Source organism: Janthinobacterium sp. J1-1 (genome assembly GCF_030944405.1).
GTDB lineage: Bacteria > Pseudomonadota > Gammaproteobacteria > Burkholderiales > Burkholderiaceae_D > Janthinobacterium.
Map to the genome: position 1 here is coordinate 2,260,508 of NZ_CP132339.1, position 21,445 is coordinate 2,281,952.

At 65.1% G+C, this 21,445-nt stretch carries 19 protein-coding genes; 8 read left to right on the forward strand and 11 right to left on the reverse strand.

Annotated features, from left to right (window positions below; translation table 11 throughout):
- Window positions 1-61: 61 nt before the first annotated feature.
- Together Q8L25_RS10280 and Q8L25_RS10285 are read right to left on the reverse strand one after the other, a co-directional pair.
- A complete protein-coding gene (locus Q8L25_RS10280; protein WP_308924731.1) occupies window positions 62-1,558 on the reverse strand; it encodes a choice-of-anchor X domain-containing protein in 1,497 nt (498 codons plus the stop codon).
- The gene (locus Q8L25_RS10285) at window positions 1,555-2,409 is read right to left on the reverse strand and encodes a hypothetical protein (RefSeq protein WP_308924732.1); all 855 of its coding nucleotides are present in this window, start codon (window positions 2,407-2,409) and stop codon (window positions 1,555-1,557) included. The genes Q8L25_RS10280 and Q8L25_RS10285 overlap by 4 nt, the downstream gene beginning before the upstream one ends.
- 217 nt (window positions 2,410-2,626) lie before the next feature.
- On the opposite strand from Q8L25_RS10285, the gene Q8L25_RS10290 reads away from it, so the two are divergent.
- Together Q8L25_RS10290 and Q8L25_RS10295 are read left to right on the forward strand one after the other, a co-directional pair.
- Window positions 2,627-3,538, forward strand: a complete 912-nt coding sequence (locus Q8L25_RS10290) for a hypothetical protein (RefSeq protein WP_308924733.1) — start codon at window positions 2,627-2,629, stop codon at window positions 3,536-3,538.
- A gap of 144 nt (window positions 3,539-3,682) precedes the next feature.
- Window positions 3,683-4,015: an apolipophorin gene (locus tag Q8L25_RS10295; protein ID WP_308924734.1), complete on the forward strand. Its 333-nt coding sequence runs from the start codon at window positions 3,683-3,685 to the stop codon at window positions 4,013-4,015.
- A gap of 43 nt (window positions 4,016-4,058) precedes the next feature.
- On the opposite strand, the gene Q8L25_RS10300 is transcribed toward Q8L25_RS10295, so the two are convergent.
- The 4 genes from Q8L25_RS10300 to Q8L25_RS10315 form a co-directional block, all read right to left on the reverse strand.
- A complete protein-coding gene (locus Q8L25_RS10300) occupies window positions 4,059-6,134 on the reverse strand; it encodes a tetratricopeptide repeat-containing diguanylate cyclase (RefSeq protein WP_308924735.1) in 2,076 nt (691 codons plus the stop codon).
- Window positions 6,135-6,253: 119 nt separating this feature from the next.
- Complete coding sequence (locus Q8L25_RS10305) at window positions 6,254-8,002, reverse strand: ABC transporter transmembrane domain-containing protein (RefSeq protein ID WP_308925698.1); 1,749 nt, start codon at window positions 8,000-8,002, stop codon at window positions 6,254-6,256.
- A gap of 43 nt (window positions 8,003-8,045) precedes the next feature.
- Window positions 8,046-9,797 (reverse strand): ATP-binding cassette domain-containing protein, encoded by a 1,752-nt coding sequence (locus Q8L25_RS10310; protein ID WP_308924736.1) that lies wholly within the window; start codon window positions 9,795-9,797, stop codon window positions 8,046-8,048.
- A 205-nt stretch (window positions 9,798-10,002) separates the two neighbouring features.
- Window positions 10,003-10,716, reverse strand: coding sequence for a phasin family protein (locus Q8L25_RS10315; RefSeq protein WP_308924737.1), 714 nt, complete (start codon window positions 10,714-10,716; stop codon window positions 10,003-10,005).
- A 343-nt stretch (window positions 10,717-11,059) separates the two neighbouring features.
- Between Q8L25_RS10315 and Q8L25_RS10320 the strand changes: the two genes are divergently transcribed.
- Genes Q8L25_RS10320 through Q8L25_RS10330 form a run of 3 tightly spaced genes read left to right on the forward strand, consistent with a single transcriptional unit; the run spans window position 11,060 to window position 13,398 of the window.
- On the forward strand, window positions 11,060-12,334 hold the full coding sequence (locus tag Q8L25_RS10320) for an amidohydrolase family protein (RefSeq protein WP_308924738.1): 1,275 nt from the start codon (window positions 11,060-11,062) through the stop codon (window positions 12,332-12,334).
- Between the two features lie 36 nt (window positions 12,335-12,370).
- The gene (locus Q8L25_RS10325; RefSeq protein ID WP_308924739.1) at window positions 12,371-12,889 is read left to right on the forward strand and encodes a GNAT family N-acetyltransferase; all 519 of its coding nucleotides are present in this window, start codon (window positions 12,371-12,373) and stop codon (window positions 12,887-12,889) included.
- The gene (locus Q8L25_RS10330; protein WP_308924740.1) at window positions 12,886-13,398 is read left to right on the forward strand and encodes a GNAT family N-acetyltransferase; all 513 of its coding nucleotides are present in this window, start codon (window positions 12,886-12,888) and stop codon (window positions 13,396-13,398) included. The genes Q8L25_RS10325 and Q8L25_RS10330 overlap by 4 nt, the downstream gene beginning before the upstream one ends.
- Window positions 13,399-13,427: 29 nt before the next feature.
- Here Q8L25_RS10330 and Q8L25_RS10335 read toward each other — a convergent pair whose 3' ends face one another.
- The 5 genes from Q8L25_RS10335 to Q8L25_RS10355 form a co-directional block, all read right to left on the reverse strand.
- Window positions 13,428-14,672, reverse strand: coding sequence for an ROK family transcriptional regulator (locus tag Q8L25_RS10335; protein WP_308924741.1), 1,245 nt, complete (start codon window positions 14,670-14,672; stop codon window positions 13,428-13,430).
- 101 nt (window positions 14,673-14,773) lie between these two features.
- A complete protein-coding gene (locus tag Q8L25_RS10340) occupies window positions 14,774-15,229 on the reverse strand; it encodes an RbsD/FucU domain-containing protein (protein WP_308924742.1) in 456 nt (151 codons plus the stop codon).
- Complete coding sequence (locus Q8L25_RS10345; RefSeq protein WP_308924743.1) at window positions 15,222-16,019, reverse strand: ATP-binding cassette domain-containing protein; 798 nt, start codon at window positions 16,017-16,019, stop codon at window positions 15,222-15,224. Before Q8L25_RS10345 ends, Q8L25_RS10340 begins: the two co-directional genes overlap by 8 nt.
- Window positions 16,019-16,978 (reverse strand): ABC transporter permease, encoded by a 960-nt coding sequence (locus Q8L25_RS10350; protein WP_308924744.1) that lies wholly within the window; start codon window positions 16,976-16,978, stop codon window positions 16,019-16,021. The genes Q8L25_RS10345 and Q8L25_RS10350 overlap by 1 nt, the downstream gene beginning before the upstream one ends.
- A 72-nt stretch (window positions 16,979-17,050) precedes the next feature.
- Entirely contained in the window at window positions 17,051-18,043 is a 993-nt protein-coding gene (locus Q8L25_RS10355) for a sugar ABC transporter substrate-binding protein (protein WP_308924745.1), read from the reverse strand.
- Between the two features lie 304 nt (window positions 18,044-18,347).
- On the opposite strand from Q8L25_RS10355, the gene Q8L25_RS10360 reads away from it, so the two are divergent.
- The 3 genes from Q8L25_RS10360 (at window position 18,348) to Q8L25_RS10370 (ending at window position 21,438) form a co-directional block, all read left to right on the forward strand.
- Complete coding sequence (locus tag Q8L25_RS10360; protein WP_308924746.1) at window positions 18,348-19,610, forward strand: sugar ABC transporter substrate-binding protein; 1,263 nt, start codon at window positions 18,348-18,350, stop codon at window positions 19,608-19,610.
- 122 nt (window positions 19,611-19,732) lie between these two features.
- Window positions 19,733-20,623: a sugar ABC transporter permease gene (locus Q8L25_RS10365; protein ID WP_308924747.1), complete on the forward strand. Its 891-nt coding sequence runs from the start codon at window positions 19,733-19,735 to the stop codon at window positions 20,621-20,623.
- The gene (locus tag Q8L25_RS10370) at window positions 20,611-21,438 is read left to right on the forward strand and encodes a carbohydrate ABC transporter permease (RefSeq protein WP_308924748.1); all 828 of its coding nucleotides are present in this window, start codon (window positions 20,611-20,613) and stop codon (window positions 21,436-21,438) included. Before Q8L25_RS10365 ends, Q8L25_RS10370 begins: the two co-directional genes overlap by 13 nt.
- The last annotated feature ends 7 nt before the right edge of the window (window positions 21,439-21,445 follow it).

Consider the following 21,445-nt stretch of genomic DNA (forward strand, 5'->3'; position numbering starts at 1 on the left):
GGCGACGCGCCTTGCCCTGAGCATTTTCTCAAGCGCCCTTGATAATGCAGCTTAGGTTTCCCTAAACAACAACGATACTTGCCTGCGCCTTGAGCGGACAGGGCAGGCTGTCGTCGAAGGTCAGCTCGATGGCGCTGGCGACGAACATGCCGCCGATGTGCTGGGCGGCGATCTCGGGCGGGGTGCCGGGCTTGGTCAGGTTGACGTCCTGGGCGAACACGAACACGCGCCAGGTGCCGACCACTTGCTGGCCGTATTTCAACAGCAGGCGGTATGCTTCCTTCAGGTTCAGGCTGGCCGCATAGACGCCATCGTTGGCGCCGGGGTCGAAACCGAGGCCGTCGTCGACCAGCGGCTGGACGAAATACAGGCCCTGCGGCGCCTGGAACAGGGCGAACGCATACAGTTCGTTGCCACGGAATAAATCGTTGTTCTCGCGCCGGAAGCTGGCGCGCAGCCATAGCGGCTCGAACGCCTGCACCACGGCCGGCGTATCGGTTTCCACCGGGCCGGCGACATGGATATTGACCTGGGTTTCGCTGACGGCATGCTGATAGGTGCCGCCGCTGGTAAAGCGCTCATATTGCCATTTGATGTCGGCCGTGTAGGGCCGGCCCGCGTTCGGCGCTTCCGGCAAGACCCATTGCGCCACCACCCGTTCGCCCAGGGTCAGCTCGCCGGCGGCGGGTGGCGTGGCTTCCTGGCCGCGCCAGAACGGATCGGCGGCGTCCGAGCAGGCCACCGCAATCGCGCCCGAGGCGATGGCCGAGGCCACGCCCGCCACCGTGAACTCCGGTTCGCCCGAGCCGGCCCCTTCGAGCGAGCAGCAATTGACGCTGGGGTCGGTTTCCTCGAATTCGCCGCCCACGCTGAAGCTGGCCTGGCCCGCCCCCTGGGCCGCCGCGATGATGGCCACCAGCGCGGCGATGATGGCGATGATAATCGCCAGCACCTTCCACCACGGATCGGAAAACGGCAGTTCGCCATGCGTGCCCGCATAGGCGGGATTCGGCGCCCAGGCCAGGGTAAAGCCGGTCGGCACCACCGGCCCCAGCCCGGGCGGACAGCGGCATTCCTTGCCGTCGGAGGCGCCCCAGCCCTTGCCGGGCAGGTGGCCCTGCGGCTTCGACAGGGTCAACGTGCCTTCCTCGATGGCGCAGGTATAGGTATTGCTGGTGTTGTCGAAGCGTGTCTGCGACACGAAGATCTGCTGGATCGAACGGCGCGGCGTGTGGCCGTCGGCCTTGGCGACAAAGCTGACCAGGCGCTTGCCGGGCGCCGCATGCTGGAAGTTGGCGTCCCACATCACCAGCATGGCGGCGCCGGCCGGGATGCTGGCAAAGAAAAAGGTGCGCGCCACGGGAACGATGCCGGGGTCGCCCACGCTTTCCAGGTAGACGGTGACGTTCGTGAGCGCCGTGCCGGACATGTTCGTGACGTGGGCGGCGATGCGCAGATGGTAGAGGGCGTTGTCGAAGATGCCATCGGGCATCATGATATTGGTGACGGGCTCGATCGCGAAGGGCCGCGTCAAGACCTGCATCGGTGTGTCGCTCATGATGGAGTCTCCTGTTTGTCATCGCCGGCATCGACCAGCACATGGGTGACGCCGCCCATCACCTTGCCATCCACGGTTTCCAGCACCCGCAGCAGCGCGTATTCACGCGGTGCCAGTTCGCCGGCGCGCACGCTCAGGTAGACCGGCACGGCGCGGCCGCGCGGCACCTCGACTTCCAGCTTCTGTTCGCCGGGGCGGTCGCCGTCGCAATACGGCGTGCGCGTAAGGCCGGCCTCGATCTTGGCCGCCTTTGCGGGACGCCACTTGTCCAGTCCCAGGGTGGCCAGCACGGCGTCGGGCAGCTCGCCGCCCTGTTCCAGTTGCAGCACCACGCGTTTGCCCTGGCGCGGCAGGGCCGCCACGCTGATGGCCAGCAGCTGCGCGCGCCGCGCCGCCTGCACCACCGTCACATTGCGCTGGGCGATCTGTTCGTACAGCTGCGGCTGGAAGGCGAAGCCGATGAGGAGCGGGTCGGGCAGGGGATTGACGTCGCCCGGTCCGTGGGCCACGGCCAGCAGGCATTCGTGGCCGCCATTGACGATGACGGGCAGCCAGGGCACCAGGCACAGCACTTCCTGGGTGGCGCCGGGCGCCAGGTCGGCAAACGCCGAGCCGATTCTGGTGGCAAAACCGACGGCGATCTGGCCGGATGGATCGGCCCAGTAAAAATCCACGCGCACGCCGTTCGAGCTGCTGTTGCCGATATTGTGCACGCGGCCCCACAGGAAGTTATTGGCGCCGGCCACCGGTGCGCCGGGCGCGCCGTTCGGGTCGTTGCCGGGCACGACCCAGATATCGGCGCTGTCCCACCACCAGGGCTGGCCGTCTTCGATGATCAGGTGGGCTGGCATGGCGTTCTCCCGTTCTGCTTGTCCGAGTGCTACCAGCTTAGGCCGCAACGCCGGGTGGCGATTGATCAGTGTCAAAGCGCGGCAGGGTGCGGGCTGGTGCAGTGGTGGCGTCGCCGCCATGCCTGCGTAGGGTAATATTGCAAGGGAGCGCAGCCGGGATCTGGCGACAGTATTGGCCGCAGCGTTCGCCACGATGGATGTCTAAAAAGGTAGTAACGTGCTTGAACCCGTAAATGATCGTTGTATCGATGCCGCGTGCGGCAAGGAACTGCCGCTGCGCGTGGCTTATTGCCCGTTTTGCGGCACTTCCCAGTCGGCGGCAATGCCGGAACCGGTGGTCGCTGCCGCGCCCGCCGCGCCGGCCGTGATGCCGCCGCCGGTACCGCCGCAGTGGCGGCCCATGCCGCCCGCCGCCGTGACGCCGGCACCCGCCGCCGAGCCGGTAACGGCGGCCGCACCCGTTGCGCCGCAGCCGGCCAGGCCAGCCCCCGCCAAACCCGCCGTGGCCCGCTCCGTGCCGCCACCGCGCGCGCCCGTGCGCCTGCGCACCTGGCTGCTGGCCGTGGCGGCCCTGGTCGGTATCTGGTTCGTCAACAAGCCCGCCGACAAGCCGGCCAGCGTGGCCGAGCAGGTACAGGCGGGCACCGTGCTGGCGCAGCAGTGCGACCTGGACGGTGCGCGCAGCGCCCTGGCCGTGCTGAAAAGCGCCAAGGCGCCGGCCGCGCAAGTGAAGCGCTTGCAGGCCAGCATCACCAGTGCAGCCGTCACCTGCGACAAGCGGGAGAAGCGCGCGCAGGCCTGGGAGCAGGTGGTGCTGGCTTCCGGTCAGGCGTTTGATGCCGGCAAGCCCGAGCAGGCCGCCACGCGGCTGGCGGCGTATGTGAAACGCTGGGGCGAGGATGTCGATACGATGGCACTCGACGCCCGCATCAAGGTGGCGCTGGCCAGCCGCGAACTCGACACGGCCGATGCCTGCCTGGCCAGGCGCGACCATCGCTGCATGGAAAAGAGCCTGCTGGCGGCCGAGCGTTATCAACGGCCTGAACTGGCGGCGCGCACCAGGGTCTTGCGCGCCTCGCTGTCGCAGTTGCTGGAACGCGCCCTGCTGGACGGCGAAACGCCTCCCTGAGCGCCTGTTGACGACTGAAACCATTGCTTACAACTGCATGCGCAAAGGCCCATGCTTATGTGCGTTGGCGTACGCTGGAAAAGAATTCCCGGGTGTATATTACAGACTGATCTGTTTGTTTTGATAACAATGAAAGGGAATATCATGAAAGCAACTAAACACCTGATGACGATGTGTGCCGCCGGCATGATGGTCGTGGCGCTGGCCGCTTGCCAGAAGAAGGATGACATGTCGACCAAGGGCCCTGCCGAGACGGCTGGCGCGCAAATCGACGCCACCGCCGCCAAGGCCGAAGCCGATATCAAGGCCGCCGCCGCCAACGCCGATGCCAAGATGAGCCAGGCCGCCGCCGATACCAACGCCAAGATGGACCAGGTCGGCGCCGACGCCAGCGCGAAAATGAATGAAGCGGCAGACGCGGTCGGCAAGAAAGTCGAACGCGCGGGCGAAAAGATGCAAGAGTCCGCCAAAAACTAAGCTTTGATACGATGGCCGGCATGCCCGGCCATCGTGGCTGCGCTCAGGCGGCCGCGCGCGGCTGCCCGTTCTGCGGTCCCGGCACCACATTCAAGTCGACCACGCCGTCGCGCCAGGCGCGTTCCAGGTCTTGCTCCACCACTTCCAGGGTCGTGCCTTCCATTTGCTGAAATCCCCGCACGCCATACGCGCGGTTGCGTCCGTGCGCCTTGGCCAGGTACAGCGCCATGTCGACCAGGTTGACGCTGCGCTCCCAGGACAGCGGCTGGCCCAGCGGCGCCAGGGGGTAGGGCGCAAAGCCGATCGACACGTGGACATGGATGGCCTGGCCCTGGTAGACCACGCCTTGCGCCGCGATGCCGTCCAGTACTCTTGCCGCGATATGGTCCAGGCTGCCGCGCGTGACCGATGGCAAAAAGGCGAGGAACTCTTCGCCGCCCCAGCGCACGATCATGTCCGTTTCGCGCAACACCTCATGCAGGGTGGCGGCGATGGTGGTCAGCACCAGGTCGCCCGCCGCATGGCCGTGCTGATCGTTGATCTGCTTGAAATGGTCGACATCGAGCAGGAACATGGCGCCCACCAGGTCGCTGTCCTTCTGCACGCCAGGCACCGGCGGCACGCCCGCGTGGCGGCGCATGAAGTCCTGGAAGTGGCGCCGGTTGTACAGGGCGGTGAGGGGGTCGCGCGAACTCTGGTGCGCCAGTTCCTGGTTCTTTTCCTTCAACTGCACATTCGCGTGGCGCACCTTGCGGTACAGCAGGCCGACGATGACGGCCGCCAGCGCCATCACCAGCGCCAGCAGCCACCAGATGCGCTGTTGCAGGCGCCGGTTGTCCAGTTCGGCGCTCTTGACCTGGTTCTCTCGGCTCAGCAGTTCAATCTGGCGCTGCTTTTTTTCTGTCTGGTATTTTTCCTGCAATTCATACACGGCTTTTTGCCGCTGCTGTTCGAACAGCTGGCTGGAAATCTTGCGTTCGCGGTGATAGGCCGTCACGGCACCCTTCATGTCGCCGGCCTTTTCCAGCACCATGCCGTATTCCAGCAGCACCGCTTGCAGGTCGGGCTTGTTGTCCATCAGATCGTAATAGGCCAGCCCGGTTTCCACGCTGCGCTTGCCTTCCTCGTGACGGCCCAGGCCGATCAGGGCCTGGCCGATATTCAGGCGCGCCGTCGCTTGCACGTCGTCATTGCGCACCAGGCGCGCAGCGGCGATGGCCTCGTTGGCGTAGCTCAAGGCGCGCTGGAAATCGCCTTGCTTCAGGTAGCTGTCCGACAGGTTGACGAGGGTGGTCGCCACCATGGTCCTGGCGCCCAGCTGGCGCTCCAGCGCCAGCGCTTCGAGCAGGGCGCGCTGGCCGCGGCGTGGCTGGCTGGCGTCCAGCGCCAGGCCGTATTCGGTATTCTTTGCCTGCGCCAGGCGCCCGGGCGACTCCAGCTTGCCGGCCACGGCCAGCAATTCGTCGAGCACCTTGAAGCCCTTGTCATAGTCGCGCATCTGCGTGTACAGCAGGGTCAAGGCATTCAAGGCGGCCGCCAGTGTGGCGGGCGATTTGCTCAGGCGCGCCAGGTCGACCGCCGTCTGCAGCTTGGCCAGCGCGGGCGGAAAATTGCCTTCCTCGGCCCAGGACTGGCCGGCGCTGATGGTGGCCTGCACGCGCACTTGCAAGTCGTCGGTACGGTTGGCGATGGTTTCCGCCTCGAAGGCGAACAAATGGGAGGCGCGCCGCTCGCTCAGGGCAAAACTGATATACGCCTTGCTGAGCATGGCCTTGGCCAGCGCCACGTCATTCTTGTGCCTGGTGGCATCCAGAATCAGGTCTTCGGTCAGCTGCAGGGCAATATCGTTCTGCCCCAGCCGCATATGGGCATTGCTGAGCTGGGTGATATATTCCGCGCGCAGCGCCAGCGGCGCACTGAAGGCCTCGATTTCGATCTCTTTCAGGTGCTGCAGGGCGCGTTCCGGCACGAAGCGGCCTTCCTCGCGCAGGGCGTCCAGCCGCTGCTGCAAATGGGGGCTGGCACCGGCCGGCACGGGCAACAGGCAGCCCAGCGCCAGCAGCCACTGTGCTGCGCGCCGGCTACCTTGCCATGCTGCCCCATTCCGTATGCCTGCCAATGCCCGCTCCCGACTTGCTACTTGTTTGCAAGTAATTATATTCTGTTGCAATCAAGAAATTCCGAGCGCTCTCTACATTTTCCGCAAAGTGCACACTTTTGCTGTCGGCAGGTAAACTTCTATTGAGCCAGCTGCTGCAGCAGATAAAGACGCTGGTACAAGCCGCCGTCGACCTGCATCAGCTGTTCATGCGGCCCCGCTTCCGTGATGCGGCCGTGGTTCAGCACGATGATGGTGTCGGCATCGCGGATGGTCGACAGGCGGTGCGCAATGGCGATGATGGTCACCTTGCCGCGCAATTCGTTCAGCGCCAGCTGCACGATCTGCTCGGTCTGGCTGTCGATGCGCGAGGTCGCTTCGTCCAGCAGCAGGATGCGCGGCTGGCCGGCCAGCGCGCGGGCGATCGCGATCAGCTGCTTCTGGCCCGACGACAGCCGCGAACCGCCTTCGCCCAGCGGCGTGTCGTAGCCGTGTTCCAGCGCCGCGATAAAGTCGTGCGCATGGGCCGCGCGCGCCGCCTGCTCGATCTGCGCCTGGCTGTAGCCGCGCCCCATGTCGATGTTGTCGCGCGCCGACGCCGCCAGCAGGAAGGGGTCTTGCGGCACCAGCCCGACGTCGGCGCGGAAGCGCTCGTTGTCTATGCTGTCCAGCGCCATGCCGTTGATGGCGATGCGGCCTTGCGCCACCGGGTAGAAGCGCAGCAGCAGGGAGAGCAGGGTGGACTTGCCGCTGCCCGTGTGGCCGACGATGCCGAAGAAGGCGCCTTGCAGTATCGTCAGTGACAGGTCGTGCAGCACCGGCTGGTTTTCCACATAGGCGAACGTCAGGTGCTCGATGGCCACCGCCGGCGTGCCTGCGGCGATTGCGCTGTCAGGCGCGCCGGCGGCCTTGCCCGGCGCATGTTCCAGCGCCTGGCGCTCGTCGAGCAGGGCCGAGACGCGGGCGGTGGCCACCACCGACTGCTGCAGCTGGCTGAACTGCATGGTGATCTGGATCAGCGGCTCGATCACGCGCGCGATATAGCTGATGAACGCATACAGCACGCCCACTTCCACGGCGCCCATCTCGCGCTGGCCGAAGCTGAAGATGACCACCGCCAGCAGCACGATATTGAGCATGTCGAGCGCGGGGCGCAGCAGCCAGGCGTTGGCCCGCAGTTCGTGCATGCGCGCCGCGTAATGGTCCTGGTTGATGCCGGCAAAGCGCTGGCCGAAGCGGCGCTCGGCATTGTTCGCCTGCAGCACGCTCATGCCGCCGATCGATTCGGCGATCTGGCCGTTGATCTCGCTGCGCAGCGCGCGCGCGCGGGTCACGGCCGGCGCGCTCCAGCGCTGGTACAGGAAGACGATCACCAGCACCGCCGGCAGCAGCGCCAGCACGATCAGCATCAGCCGCCAGTCGAGAAAAGCCATGGCGGCCATGGTGCCGATCAGGACGATCGAGCTGTCGAGGATCACGAACAGCACCTGCACGTACAAGGACTTCACGGCTTCGGTGTCGTTGGTGACGCGGCTGACCAGCTGGCCCGTGATGGCGCGGTCAAAGAACGCCATCGGCAGGCGCAGCACGTGCTGGTACACGGCTACACGCAGGCGCTGCACCGAACGCATCGCCAGGCCGGAGAGTCGCACCAGCTGCAGGTAGCGCAGGCCGGAAGCGATCCAGCCGGTCAGCAGGCATCCGCCCAGCAGCAGCGACATGCGGGTCCAGTCCAGGTTGCGCGGCAGCAGGTGCTGGTCGATCAGGGCCTTGCCCAGGATCGGGCCCGTCACTTCCAGCGCGGCGGCGATGATCAGCCAGAATGTCGCCCAGTACAGGTGACGCAGGTCGGGCGCGGCGGCGCGGCGCAACAGGCCGATCGCCTGCATCGCCTGGCGGCGCACATTGTCCTGCGGGTTGGCTTGCACGGTGTCAGTTGGCGTCAAGGCTGGCCTCCAGTTGTTGATAGCGCCACTGGCTGGCATACCAGCCATCGTGCTGCAGCAGTTGTTCGTGGTTGCCCGCTTCCGTGATGCGCCCGTCGCGCAGGACCAGGATCAGGTCGGCGTTGACGACGGCGCTCAGGCGGTGGCTGGCGATAATGGCGCTGCGCTCGGGGCGTGCGCGCCGCAGTGTTTCCAGGTGCTGCAGGATGCGCGTCTCGGTGCCCGTGTCGACGGCCGACAGGGCGTCGTCCAGCAGCAGCAGGTCGTTGTCGGCCAACAGGGCCCGGGCGATCGCCACGCGCTGGCGCTGGCCACCAGACAAGGTAATGCCTTTTTCACCGACATGGGTTTCATAGCCGTCGGGGAACTGCAGAATATCGGTGTGGATGTCGGCCAGTTCGGCCGCATGTTCCACTTCGGCGCGCGTGGCGCCGGGGCGGGCCAGCGCGATATTGTCGGCGATCGTCGCCGAAAACAAAAACGATTCCTGCGGAACCCAGCTGATCGCCGCGCGCAGCGCATGCAGGGTATAGTCGGCCAGCGGCTGCCCGCTCCAGGTGGCCTGGCCTGATTGCGGCGTGACCTGGCGCAGCAGCACGCGCAGCAGGGTCGACTTGCCGCTGCCGGTGGGGCCCACCAGGCCCAGGGTCTGGCCCGGTTCCAGCCGCAGCGCGATGTCGGCCAGCGCGGGCGTGGTCTGGCCCGCATAGGCAAAGCCGACCTGCTCCAGCAGCAAGGGGCCGGGTGGCAGCGTGGCGATGGTGCCGTGGTCGTCGATGGCCAGCGGCGCGTCCAGCATCGGCTGCAGGCGCTGCCAGGCGGCGCGGCCCCGTTCGATCAGCGACAGCACCCAGCCGGCCGCGAACATTGGCCAGATCAGCTGGCCCAGGTACATGGAAAAACTGGTCAGCGCGCCGATGGTCAATTGATCGTGCCAGACCAGGTAGCCGCCCAGGCCCAGGGTCAGGGCGGTGGCGGCGGTCAGGGTCAGGCCGACGGCCGGTTCATACGCCGCTTCCCAGCGCTGCGCCGTCAGGCTGGCGTTGGCCGCGTGGCCGGCCAGGGTGGAAAACTGCGCGCTGCTGCGCTGTTCCAGGCCCAGCGCGCGCAAGGTGCGCACGCCCGACAAGGACTCCTGCACATGGTCGTTCAGCGCCGAAAAACGTTGCAGCGAATCGGTCGATGCCGTATGGATATGGCTGGAAATGCGCCAGAAGGCCAGTCCCATCAGCGGAAAGGGCAACAGGGCGATGCAGGCCAGGCGCCAGTCCACGCCCAGCAGCATGATGCCCAGTACCATGAGCAAGGTCAGGGTGCCGTCGAAGCCGGCCAGCATCGCTTCGCCGGCCGCCATTTCGATGGCGTCGATATCATTGGTGGCCAGCGCCATCAGGTCGCCCGTGCGCTGGCCCTGGTAGAACGAGGCACCCTGCTGCGACATGCGCGTGTAGAAACGCGTGCGCAGCATCACGCCCAGCTGATAGGCGGCCTTGAACAGGGTGATGCGCCAGCCCACGCGCAGGAAATAGATGGCCACGCCGACCGCGAGCAGGGTCAGCAATTCCAGCCACAGCTGGGACATGCTCATCTGGTGGGCGGCCAGCGCGTCGATGATGGCGCCGATGCGGCGCGGTATCCAGACGGTCAATGTGGCCACGCCGGTCAGCATGACGGCGGCGGCGGCGTAGGCCGGCCAATGCTGGCGCACGAAGCCGGCGATGAGCCTCGATAAACTCATGGTTACCTTTGTCTTGTGTTGGTTTGTTAGCGGGGTGTCGCGGGGCGGACGGAAGAGGCGCGCGGACGGAAAGTTCGCACAGGATACAACAAGGCGGGAAAACGCGCTGCGCGCCAAGGCGCATGTAGCGTGCAAAAAACACAACAAAAGCGCGCAAAAAACGGGCCGTAGCCCGTTGCGGTCCTGCACCAGGGTTGACTGGTGACTACTTGCGCTTGCCTTTCGGCGCAGGCTGGACCACGGCCTTGCTGGGGCCGCCTTGCTTGACGGCCGGTTTGCTGCTTGCCGGTGCCGGCGCCGCCTTGGCCGTGGCTTTCACGGCGGCAGGCGCTTTGGCGGACGCTGGTGCGATGGCGGCCGGCGCCGAGGCGGCGATCGGCAAGGTGGCGGTCAGTGGCAATGGCGCTGGCGCGGCCGCTTCCGGCTCGGCGACGGGGGCCAGGAGGGCGGCCGGGGCCGGGGCTGGTTCCGGTACCGGTTCCGGAGCGGGCGCCGCGACGGCGGCGGGCACCTCGACGATGGCCTCGACCTCGACCTGTGCCGGCGCGCTCGCGGGCGCGGCCGCTGCTGCTGCCAGCGGGCTGGCGCCAGCGATACTCGCCTTGGCCGCTTCCAGCAATTGCGCCTGGGTGCCGGAGGCGATGCCGAACAGCTGGCGGCTGTAGGCCAGCACGCTCTCGATGCCGGGCTGGGCCTGGCTGGTGCTGTAGCTGAGGAATTCACGCGCATCGTGCGCCGCCAGCAGGTGCTGCGCCGTGTCCGCCGTCCTGGCGATGGCGGCCTTGCTCGCATCGAGGTGAAGGGCGATGATTTTTTCGGCGCCATCGAAGGCCTGATGGCTCAGGGTATTGAAAAGTTGCAACTGCGTTTCCCATTGCGATTTCGCCGCGCTGGATAACTGTTCTGGAAGCGGAAACATATTTACTCCTTGGTCCGGATTAAAATGCTGGCAAAACGCTGGTCACATCCTGTCCGCGTTTTGTAGAGTTTTGATGATGATTAAGCGTTGTGCCTGCCTGTTTTGATGCAACGCAATATGAATATTCTAGCGGTGATTCGTGTTGGTTGAAAGCTATTTCGAATGGTGCGGTGGCCGTGCCACATGACTATCCATCGGCTTTTGCCTTATTCAGGGATATTTGCGGCCGCGCAACATGCTTGTTTTATGTTTATGCTGTTGCCTTGGTTTTAATTTATATTCGTGCAGTGCAACATCGTGCTCTGCCGCCGCCTCATCCCGCCACTCTCTTGCCAGGAAAACCATGGACCTCGTTATCCGCAACGCCAGCCTGCCCGATGGGCGCAAGTCGATCGATATCGCCATCGAGCATGGCCGCATCGCCGCCGTCGGGCCCGCCTTGCCCATCACGGGCGGGCGCGAAATCGATGCGCAGGGCGACCTCGTCACGCCGCCGTTCGTCGACGCCCACTTCCATATGGACGCCACGCTCAGCTACGGCCTGCCGCGCGTCAACGCGTCCGGCACCTTGCTGGAGGGCATCGCGCTATGGGGCGAGCTGAAGCCCGAGCTGACCCAGCAGGCGCTGGTCGAGCGCGCGTTGCAGTATTGCGACTGGGCCGTGGCGCGCGGCCTGCTGGCCATCCGTTCCCACGTCGACATCTGCGATCCGCGCCTGCTGGCGGTCGAAGCGCTGCTCGATGTCAAGCGGCAAGTGGCGCCGTATCTCGATCTGCAGCTGGTGGCGTTTCCGCAGGACGGCATCCTGCGCAGCCCGAACGCTTTCGATAACCTGAAACGGGCGATCGCCATGGGTGTCGACGTGGTCGGCGGCATCCCGCATTTCGAGCGCACCATGGCCGACGGCGCCGAGTCGGTGCGCCTGCTGTGCGAATACGCCTGCGAGCAGGGGCTGATGGTCGACATGCATTGCGACGAATCGGACGACCCGCTGTCGCGCCATATCGAAACCCTGGCCTTCCACGCGCAGCGCCTCGGCATGCAGGGCCGGGTGACCGGCTCGCACCTCACCTCCATGCACTCGATGGACAATTATTATGTGAGCAAGCTGCTGCCCCTGATCCGCGAAGCGGGCGTGGCGGCGATCGCCAACCCGCTGATCAACATCACCCTGCAGGGCCGCCACGACAGCTATCCGAAACGGCGCGGCATGATGCGCGTGCCCGAGATGCTGGCGGCCGGCATCCCGGTTGCCTTCGGCCACGACTGCGTGATGGACCCGTGGTACAGCCTGGGCTCGGGCGACATGCTGGAAGTGGCGCACATGGGCCTGCACGTGGCGCAGATGACGGGCCAGCAAGCCATTCACGACTGCTTCCTGGCGGTGACCGAAACGCCGGCCGCCATCCTGGGCCTGGACGGTTACGGCATCGCGCCCGGCTGCCATGCCGACCTGGTGATCCTTGATTGCGGCTCCACCGTGGAAGCGCTGCGCCTGCGCGCGGCACGCCGGCTGGTGCTGCGCCGCGGGCAGGTCATCAGCGAGTCGCCGCGCGCCGGCGCTAGATTGCAACTGCCGGGCCGGCCCGAAACGGTCAACTTCCGCCTGGCGCGCTGATACAATCGGCCATGACTTGTTATCGGGAGCAGCACCTTGAAAGAAATTGAACTCCGCCCGGCCGTCGAGGCCGACTTCGACGCCATGTGGGCAATCTTCCAGGTCCTGGTGGCCGCCGGCGACACCTACACCTTCGATGCCGGCGCCACGCGCGAGGACTGCCACGCCTACTGGTTCGGCCCCGGCGTGCAAAGCTTCGTTGCCGTGATGGGCAGCGAGCGCCTGCTGGGCATGTACAAGCTGGTGGCCAACCAGATCGGCCACGGCAACCATGTGGCCAATGCCTCCTTCATGGTCGACCCGGCCGCGCAGGGCGTGGGCGTGGGCCGCATGATGGGCGTGCACTGCATGCAGGAAGCGCGCCGCGCCGGTTTCCTGGCGATGCAGTTCAACTTTGTCGTCAGCACCAACCTGGCCGCCGTCACCTTGTGGAAAAAGCTGGGCTTTACGGTGGTCGGCACCCTGCCGATGGCGTATCGCCACGCGCAACTGGGCTATGTGGACGCGTATGTGATGTACCAGCTGCTCAGCGATCCGATGCAGTGGCCGGCATGACGATCATGGAAACACCGCGTTTGCGGCTGCGCACCGCCAGCGTCGACGATGCGGCATTCTTCCTCGGCCTGGTGAACGAGCCGACCTGGCTGGCCACCATCGGCGACCGCCAGATCCATACGGTGGACGCCGCCCGCGCGGCGCTGGAGCAGGGCCCGATCACGCAGCAGCGCGAGCTGGGCTACTCCTTTTATATCGTCGAACATCGCGCTGACGGCGTGGCGATCGGCATGTGCGGCCTGATCAAGCGCGCCACCATGCCCGGCCCCGATATCGGCTACGCCCTGCTGCCCGCGTATTGCGGCCAGGGCCTGGCCTGGGAAGCGGCATCCGGCGTGCTGCGCCATGCACGCGAGGTGCTGTGCCTGCCTGCGGTGTATGGCCTGGTGTCGCCGCAGAACCAGCCCTCGATCAATCTGATCAACAAGCTCGGTTTGCGCTTCGAGCGTTTTTCGCGCCAGCCCATCGCTGGCAAGGATATCAATATCTATCGCAAGAGTTTTTCTTAATCCCTGTAGAGAACAACGCGACAGGACCTTTACTTGAGGAACAGGTCGCGGTCCGGCGCGAAATGCGCGTACAGGGGCAGGAAGGCGCCGCCGACGGCGCGCGCGTCGGAGCCGACGGTGCCGCCGAGCACCTGCGGCCGGGCGATGCCTTCCCAGCTATAGCATTCCAGCGCGCGCTCGACCTGGGCCAGCAACTGATCGAGCAGGCCGCGGTCAAAGGAGCCGTCGATAATCACCCCCTCCAGGTCGAGCAGGCAGGTGGCGCTGTTGATGCTCAGCGCGATGGCCCGCGCCGCGTCGTCGAGCCAGGCCGCGGTGTGCGTGACGAACGGTTCCTGCAACGCACGCTCGTCGTGGGCGGCGGCCGGGTCCAGCCCGGCCAGGGTGAACAATTGCTCGAGGTTGAACAGGGAGGCGTCGCCCAGCAACTGGCCCGGCGGGTTTTTGGCGCCGGGCGTGGCCATGCCGAGCGGCAAGGAGCCGACCGCGCCGGCGTTGCCGTGCAGGCCGCCGTGCAAATGGCTGTTGATGACCAGGCCGCCGCCGATAAAGATGTCGATGAATATGTACAGGAAGTTCTTGATGCTGCGCCCGCGCCCGAGCACCAGTTCGGCGACGCAGGCGGCGGACGTGTCCTTGGCGAACTCGACCGGCAACGCCGTCATCGCCTGCACGCGCTGGCGGATGTCGATGTGGTCCCACTCGTTGGCTTGCTCCGGCGCCATCTCGAGCAGATTCTGCCAGCCGCCCAGGCCCAGCGGCGCGGCGATGCCGACGCCGCACAGGCGCGGCAGCAACTTCGGTCCCAGCCGCGCGGCCATGCTGTGCAGCGCCGACGCGATCTGGCCGAACACGGTGTCGGCGACGGGAAATGGATAGGACAGCGACAGGCGCTCGCGCGTCTTGCCGACGAAGTCGACCAGCAACACGTCGAGGCTGCGCCGGCCGATCTTGATGCCGATCGAGAAGGCGCCGTCCGGATTGAGCATGATCGGCACCGACGGCTGGCCGACCTTGCCGCGCACCGGCGCGCGCTTGCTGACCAGGCCCTCCCCGAGCAGGCGGTTGATGATCAGGGAAACCGTTTGCGTGCTCAGGTTGGTCAGCCGGGCCAGGTCGGCCTTGGGCATGCTGCCGTGCAAGCGCACCGCCTGCAGCACCACCCGCTCGTTGAACTGGCTCATGCCCATCTGGTTCGAGCCGCGCGGCTGCAGCCATTGAACATCGTCGATGGCCGCTGGCGGCGCGGACGATACGGTAAAGCTGTCTGACATGGTGGGGGTGGGTCCGATTTCTACAGGCGTAAGAAGGATATTTTATTACAGATCCGACGCCCCGCCAGTGAAACAGGTGTAAAGCGCGCAGCCAGCCGGACTCAGGCCGCCAGCGCCTCGCTGATCACGCCCTTCTTGAACAGGAAATTGGCGTACGGTTGCATTTCCCCGGTCTGCACGATGGCGTAGGCGCCCTTGACGCGTTCGTAGAAGGCGAAGCGTTCGACCGCCTCGCATTGCTCCGGCGCGGCGCTGCCGGTGGCGGCGATCTGCTCGAGCATGGTGCGCTGCAGCGCCGACAGATAGCCGTCGGGGGTATGGCATACCTTCATGAAGGCGACCGGCTGGTCGACCATGGCGTCGAGCGGAAACACCGACAGCAGCGCCGCGCTGGCGCGTTGCAGGCCGATGCCCGGCAGGCGCACCAGCGGCTTGCCCTGGCCCAAGGTCTGGCTGGTGAAGTTGGCGTCGACCAGCACGATTTCCTCGCCATGTCCCATTTCGCACAGGATCTTCAGCAATTCAGGGCTGAGCAGAGGATCGATTCCCTTAAGCATGGGCTTCCTCCGGAAATTCGGCGGCGCTCTTGGCGCCCGTCATCACCGCCACCGTGTCGGACATGCTGATGTGCTTCGGATCGAGGACGGCGACGCGCTTGCCCAGGCGCTGGACGTGGATGCGGTCGGCGATCTCGAACACGTGCGGCATGTTGTGGCTGATCAAGATCACCGGCAGGCCGCGGTCGCGCACGTTGCGTATCAGTTCCAGCACCATATTGCCCTCCTTTACGCCGAGCGCGGCGGTTGGTTCGTCGAGGATCACGACGTGCCTGGCAAACGCCGTGCTGCGCGCCACGGCCACGCCCTGGCGCTGGCCGCCCGACAGGGTGCCGACGGCTTGCTTCATCGAACGGATGCCGATCTTCAGATCGTGCATATGGGCTTCCGCCTCGGCCAGCATGCGCTTCTTGTCAATCAGGCGCAGGAACCGTGACAGCATGCCCTTGCGCAGCAGTTCGCGGCCGAGGAACAGGTTCTCGGCGATCGTCATGGCCGGCGCCACCGCCAGGTCCTGGTACACCGTTTCGATGCCGTAGCGGCGGGCGTCGATCGGTGACTTGAGATGGACCGGCTTGCCGTCGAGCAGCATCTCGCCCGCGTCGGGTACCAGGGCGCCCGACAGGGCCTTGATCAGCGAGGACTTGCCGGCGCCGTTGTCGCCGATCACGGCGAGTATCTCGCCCGGCAACAAATCAAAATCGGTGCCGTCGAGGGCGGTCACGCTGCCGTAGCGCTTGACCAGGCCGCGGGCCTGGAATACGGGTTGTACATGTGTCGTCATGCTCATCAACCTTTCTTGTGTGTCAGTTGATCGGTTGCCACTGCCAGAATGACCAGGATGCCCGTCACCAGGATCTGGTACACCGAGGACACGCCCATCAAGGTCAGGCCGTTGCGGAACACGCCGACGATCAGCACGCCGACCAGGGTGCCCATGATCGAACCGCGCCCGCCGAACAGGCTGGTGCCGCCGAGCACGACCGCGGTGATGCTGTCGAGGTTGTCGGTCTGGCCGCCCTGCGGGTCGCCCACGCCCATGCGCGCCACCGACATCAGCGCGGCGATGCCGTAGCACATCCCGGCGATCATGTAGACGCCCAGCAGCACTTTATTCGTGGCGATGCCGGTCAGGCGGGCCGCCTCCGGATTGTTGCCGACGGCATAGAGGTGGCGGCCGGGCGCCGTCTCGCGCAGGTACAGCCAGGTCAGCACGTACATGCCCAGCATCAGCACGGTGCCGTAGGTGAAGGTGGCCTGGCCGAGCTGGAAGGTGTTGCCGAAAAAACCCATCGCTTCCGGCAGGCCGGTGACGGTCTGGGCCTGCGAGTACAACTGCGTGACGGCGAAGGCAATGTTCATCGTGCCCAGCGTGACGATAAACGCCGGCAGCTTGATCGAGGTGACCAGCGCGCCGTTGATGAAGCCGATCAGCACGGTGACGGCGATGCCGCACAATACCGCGAGATACGGGTTCATGCCGAGGTCGACGGCGAATTTGGTCATGATGACCGAGCCCAGCGCCATCGCCATGCCGCAGGACAGGTCGATGCCGGCGGTCAGGATGATCAGGGTCTGGCCGATGGCGATGATGCCGACGACCATGACCTGCTGCAAAATCAGGGAAAAATTCTGGCTGCTGAGGAAGCGGTCGCTTTGCGACGCGAAGAATGCGCAGGCGGCGAGCAGGGCAATGACCGGGCCCAGTTTCGAGAGTGGCGGCATAAATGTTGGAACGGTGGAACGCATCTGTTATCCATATTCAAAAGGGGAAAAGAGGGCGCGCCGGCGGCCGCACTCGGCAAGGCCGCCGGCGTGGGCTTATTTACCCCAGCAGGAGTTCAGGCCGAACGCCGTGTCGCGGCTCTCGACGCCTGGCTGCTGCTTGTCGCTGATCAGGGTGACGCCGGTGTCGACGTAGCCGCTGGCCTTCTTCCCGTTCTTGGCGTACTCGACGCCGGCCTCGACGCCCAGGCCCGCCATGTTCAGCGGATATTGCTGCGAGGTCGCCGCGATGACGCCGGCCTTGACGTCGCGCACGCCGGCGCAGCCGCCGTCGACCGAGACGATCATCACGTTCTTTTCCTTGCCCAGCGCCTTGAGCGCCTTGTAGGCGCCGGCGGCGGCCGGTTCGTTGATGGTGTACACCAGATTGATGTCGGGATTTTTCTGCAGGCAGTTTTCCATCGCCGTCTGGCCCTTGCCCTGGTCGCCGAAGCTGTCGGCCATGCACACCACGTCGGCGGTTTTCGCCGGTGCGACCGTCTTGGCGCTGATGCCCGGCGCGCCGAAACCGGCCAGGAAACCGTTGTGGCGGGCAATCCCCACCGGATGGCCCGGGAACAGGTCCAGCATGGCGATCTTGGCGGGCTTGCCGGCGAAGGCGGCCTTGGCGTATTGGCCGATCAGCGTGCCGGCCTTGTAGTTGTCGGTGGCGAACAGCGCGTCGGTCGCGTCCTGCGGCTCGGTCGGGCTGTCGAGGGCGATCACCAGCACGCCGGCGGCGCGCGCCTTCTTGATGGCCGGCACGATGGCTTTCGAATCGCTGGGGGTGATCATGATCGCCTTGGCGCCGGCGGCCACCATGTTTTCAATCGCCGTGACCTGGCCGGCGTTGTCGCCGTCGGCGCGCCCGGCCGCCGTCAGCAGCTTGGCGCCCTTCAGTTTTGCGCGTTGCTGCGCGCCTTCCTTCATCTTCACGAAGAAGGGGTTGGTATCGGTCTTGGTGATCAGGCCGACGATCGGTTCTTCGGCCATGGCGGCGCCGCCGGCCGCCGTCAGGACAGCCAGTGCGATGCATTGTTTGACGTTCATTGTGTTGTCTCCAGAATCTCTTGTTTTTTACCGGCAGGGCGTATGCCTCGGCCTGGGGGCGGCCGCCAAGTGGCGGTACCCGAGGCAAATATACTCTCGGTTAATTGATAAATCAAGCGGATTTATATATTGTTCTGGCCGAAAAATATCAGTACGGCGCGGCCGGCATGGAGGTCGTCTTGCTGAAAAATAGTATTTGAAAACTGGCCGCTTTTGCAGTGGTGGCGGGCCGTCTTTGTTTTTATAGTGGTGTCACCGGTGGAAAACCGCCGGACTATAAAAATGGAGACGTGTTATGAAAATCATGACTGCTATCGCATGGGGCGCCCTCATGTCCGCCGGGTTTGCCGACGCCTCGGCGCAAAGCTGCAAGGTGCCCGTGCTCAAGGTACTGGCGCAAAAAAGCCTGGGCCTCACCGTGATGGAAAAGACCCTGGCCGACTATGAAAAGGCCAGCGGCACCAAGGTGCAAATCAGCTATTTCGGCGAGAACGACCGCCGCTCCAAGGCCAGGCTCGACGCTTCCACCAAGGCCGGCTCCTACCAGGTGTATTACATCGACGAAGCCAATGTGGCCGAATTTGCCACCGCCGGCTGGGTGGTGCCACTGCTCAAATACCTGCCGAAAGAGGCCGACTACGACGATTTCCTGCCGGGCCGCCGCGCCGTCGCTTCGTACAACGGCGTGGCCTATTTCGCACCGCTGATCGGCGGCAGCGACTTCCTGTTCTACCGCCGCGACCTGCTGGAAAAGGCCGGCATCGCCGTGCCGAAGACGCTCGACGAACTGGTGGCGGCAGTGAAAAAAATGCATAGTCCTCCGAGTGTTTATGGCTGGGCCGCGCGTGGCCAGCGCGGCTCGGGCATGAATGTCTGGCGCTGGGCGCCGTTCATGCTCGCTGCCGGCGGCAAGTGGGAAAACAATGGCGTACCAAGCTTCAATTCGGCGCAGGCCGTGAAAGCCACCATCCTCTATCGCGACCTGTTCAAGTACGCGCCGCCCGGTGGCGCCACCTATGACTGGAGCAATGCGCTCGAAGCGTTCAGGTCGGGCAAGGTCGCCTTCATGATCGAGTCGACGCCGTTCGCCGACTGGATGGAAGACCCGAAAAAATCCTCGGTGGTCGACAAGGTCGGCTATGTGCGCCCGCCGGCGCCGCTGGCCTCGGCCGCCTACGGCCACGGCCTGGCCATTTCCACCTCGGGCGCGAAAGACGAATGCACGCGCCAGGCAGCCGGCAAGTTCATCGCGTTTGCCACCGGCAAGGAGCAGGAACAGGCGCGCCTGAAGGACAACGTCTTCAGCGACTACAACCGCAGCAGCACCATCAACAGCGACTACTTCCGCAAGCACGTCAAGCCGCAGATCCAGGCCGGCCTGACCGACACCACGCCGGTCTCGCGCGTCACCATCTGGCCTAGCCCCGAGTGGCCGGACATTGGCGACAACCTGGGCGTGGTGCTGGAAGAAGTGTTTACCGGCACCCGCGGCGACGTGCAAAGCGCGCTCGACGAGGCGAACGAGTATGCGACCGATGTGATGGCGCGGGCGAAGAAGCGTAAATAAGCCGATAGCGCTGACGATCCCCAGCAGCTGAAATCAGGGGGCAGACCCGGCGGGTCTGACCCCAGCTCTTGCGTTTGTGCTAAAGCCAGCGCTTGCATCTTCTCGCCTGAAAGTCACCACTTATGCCGCACTCCATCCGAAAAAAACGCCATACCTGGCTGCCAGCGGTGTTCCTCACGCTGCCGCTGCTGGTATTGCTGGTGCTGGGCCTGGTGCCCACCATTGCCGCCATCAACCTGGCCCTGCAAAACCGCGTGCTGCGCTACCGCGACAGCGAATACGTGGGGCTGGCCAATTTCATTCGCCTGTTTGGCGACCGCCGCTTCATGAACGCCGTGCAGGTCTCGGCCGTGTGGGAAGTGGTGACCGTCGCCGGTTCGCTGATTGTCGGCGTGCTGCTGGCCGTGTTCCTGTTCGAAAAAGTGAAGGGCCGCACGCGTGACGTGATCGCGCTGCTGCTGATCGTGCCGGTGCTGCTGCCGCGCGTGTCGGCCGCGTTTATCTGGAAGTTCATGTACTCGCCGCTGATGGGCATCCTCAACTGGATGCTCGAATGCGTGGGCCTGGGCGGCACGGCGCTGCTGTCCGATCCGGCCACGGCGCTGTATGCGGTGGCGCTGGTCGATATCTGGCAGTGGGGCCTGTTCTTCGGCGCCGTGATCCTGAAACTGCTGGAAACGCTGCCGCCCGAACCGCTGGAGGCGGCCCGCCTCGATTACGCGTCTACCTTGCAGGTATATGCGTATATCGCGCTGCCCATGCTCAAGGTGCCGATCATGAGCCTGGTGTTCATCAAGATGGTCGAGTCGCTGCGTTCGTTCGACCTGATCTACGTGATGACCAAGGGCGGCCCCGGCATCGCCACCGAAACGCTGGACATGTATGCGTATGCGCAGGGGATCGGCCTGATGGGCAAGATCTCGTATGCGTCCAGCATGGCCGTGCTGATGATGATCGCCACCACCATCATCTTTACCTTGCTGTGGAAACGGGTCGCCAAATGGGAAAACTGACTTTGACGCGCGGCGCGGACCGCGTTGCCACCACCGCCATCACGACCGCCATCGTGCTGGTGGCGCTGTTCCCCATCCTGTGGGCCGTGCTCAATTCCTTCAAGGATCTGATGGACATCGTCACGCCGGTGCCGCGCTTTATCTTCAGCCCGACCCTGGCCAATTACCGGCAGGTGCTGGCCAGCCCCGAAGTCCTCACGGGCCTGGGCAACAGCGTGGCCATCGTCGGCATCGCCGTGCTGCTCGGCGCCGTGCTGGGCGTGCCGGCCGCGTATGCGATCGCCCGCTATCCGGTGCCGGCCAAGAAGGATATCCAGTTCTTCCTGCTCTCGCTGCGCTTCCTGCCGCCGGTGGCCGTGGCGATACCGCTGATCTCGATCTGGATCGACCTGGGCCTGTACGACTCTCGCCTGTCGATGGTGGTGACGTATCTGCTGGTGACCCTGTCGACCATTATCTGGCTGTCGATTCCCGCCTTTGCGCGCATCCCGAAAGAGATCGAGGAAGCGGCCGCGCTGGACGGCTATGGCCCCTACCAGGTGTTCTGGAAGGTGGCCCTGCCGGTGGCCTCGAAAACCCTGATGGGCGGCATCGTCTTCAGCTTCGTGCTGGTCTGGAACGAACTGATGATCGCGCTGGCGCTGACGTCATCGAAAAGCGTGACCTTGCCGGTGATCGCCTCGGCCTTCACCTCGATGGGCCAGGAAGTGCCGTGGGGCGTGGTCAACGCCTCCACCGTGCTGCTGGCGCTGCCGCCGCTGCTGTTCGTCGGCATCCTGGGCCGGCTGCTCAACTCCATGCTCAAACACAAATAGACAAAGG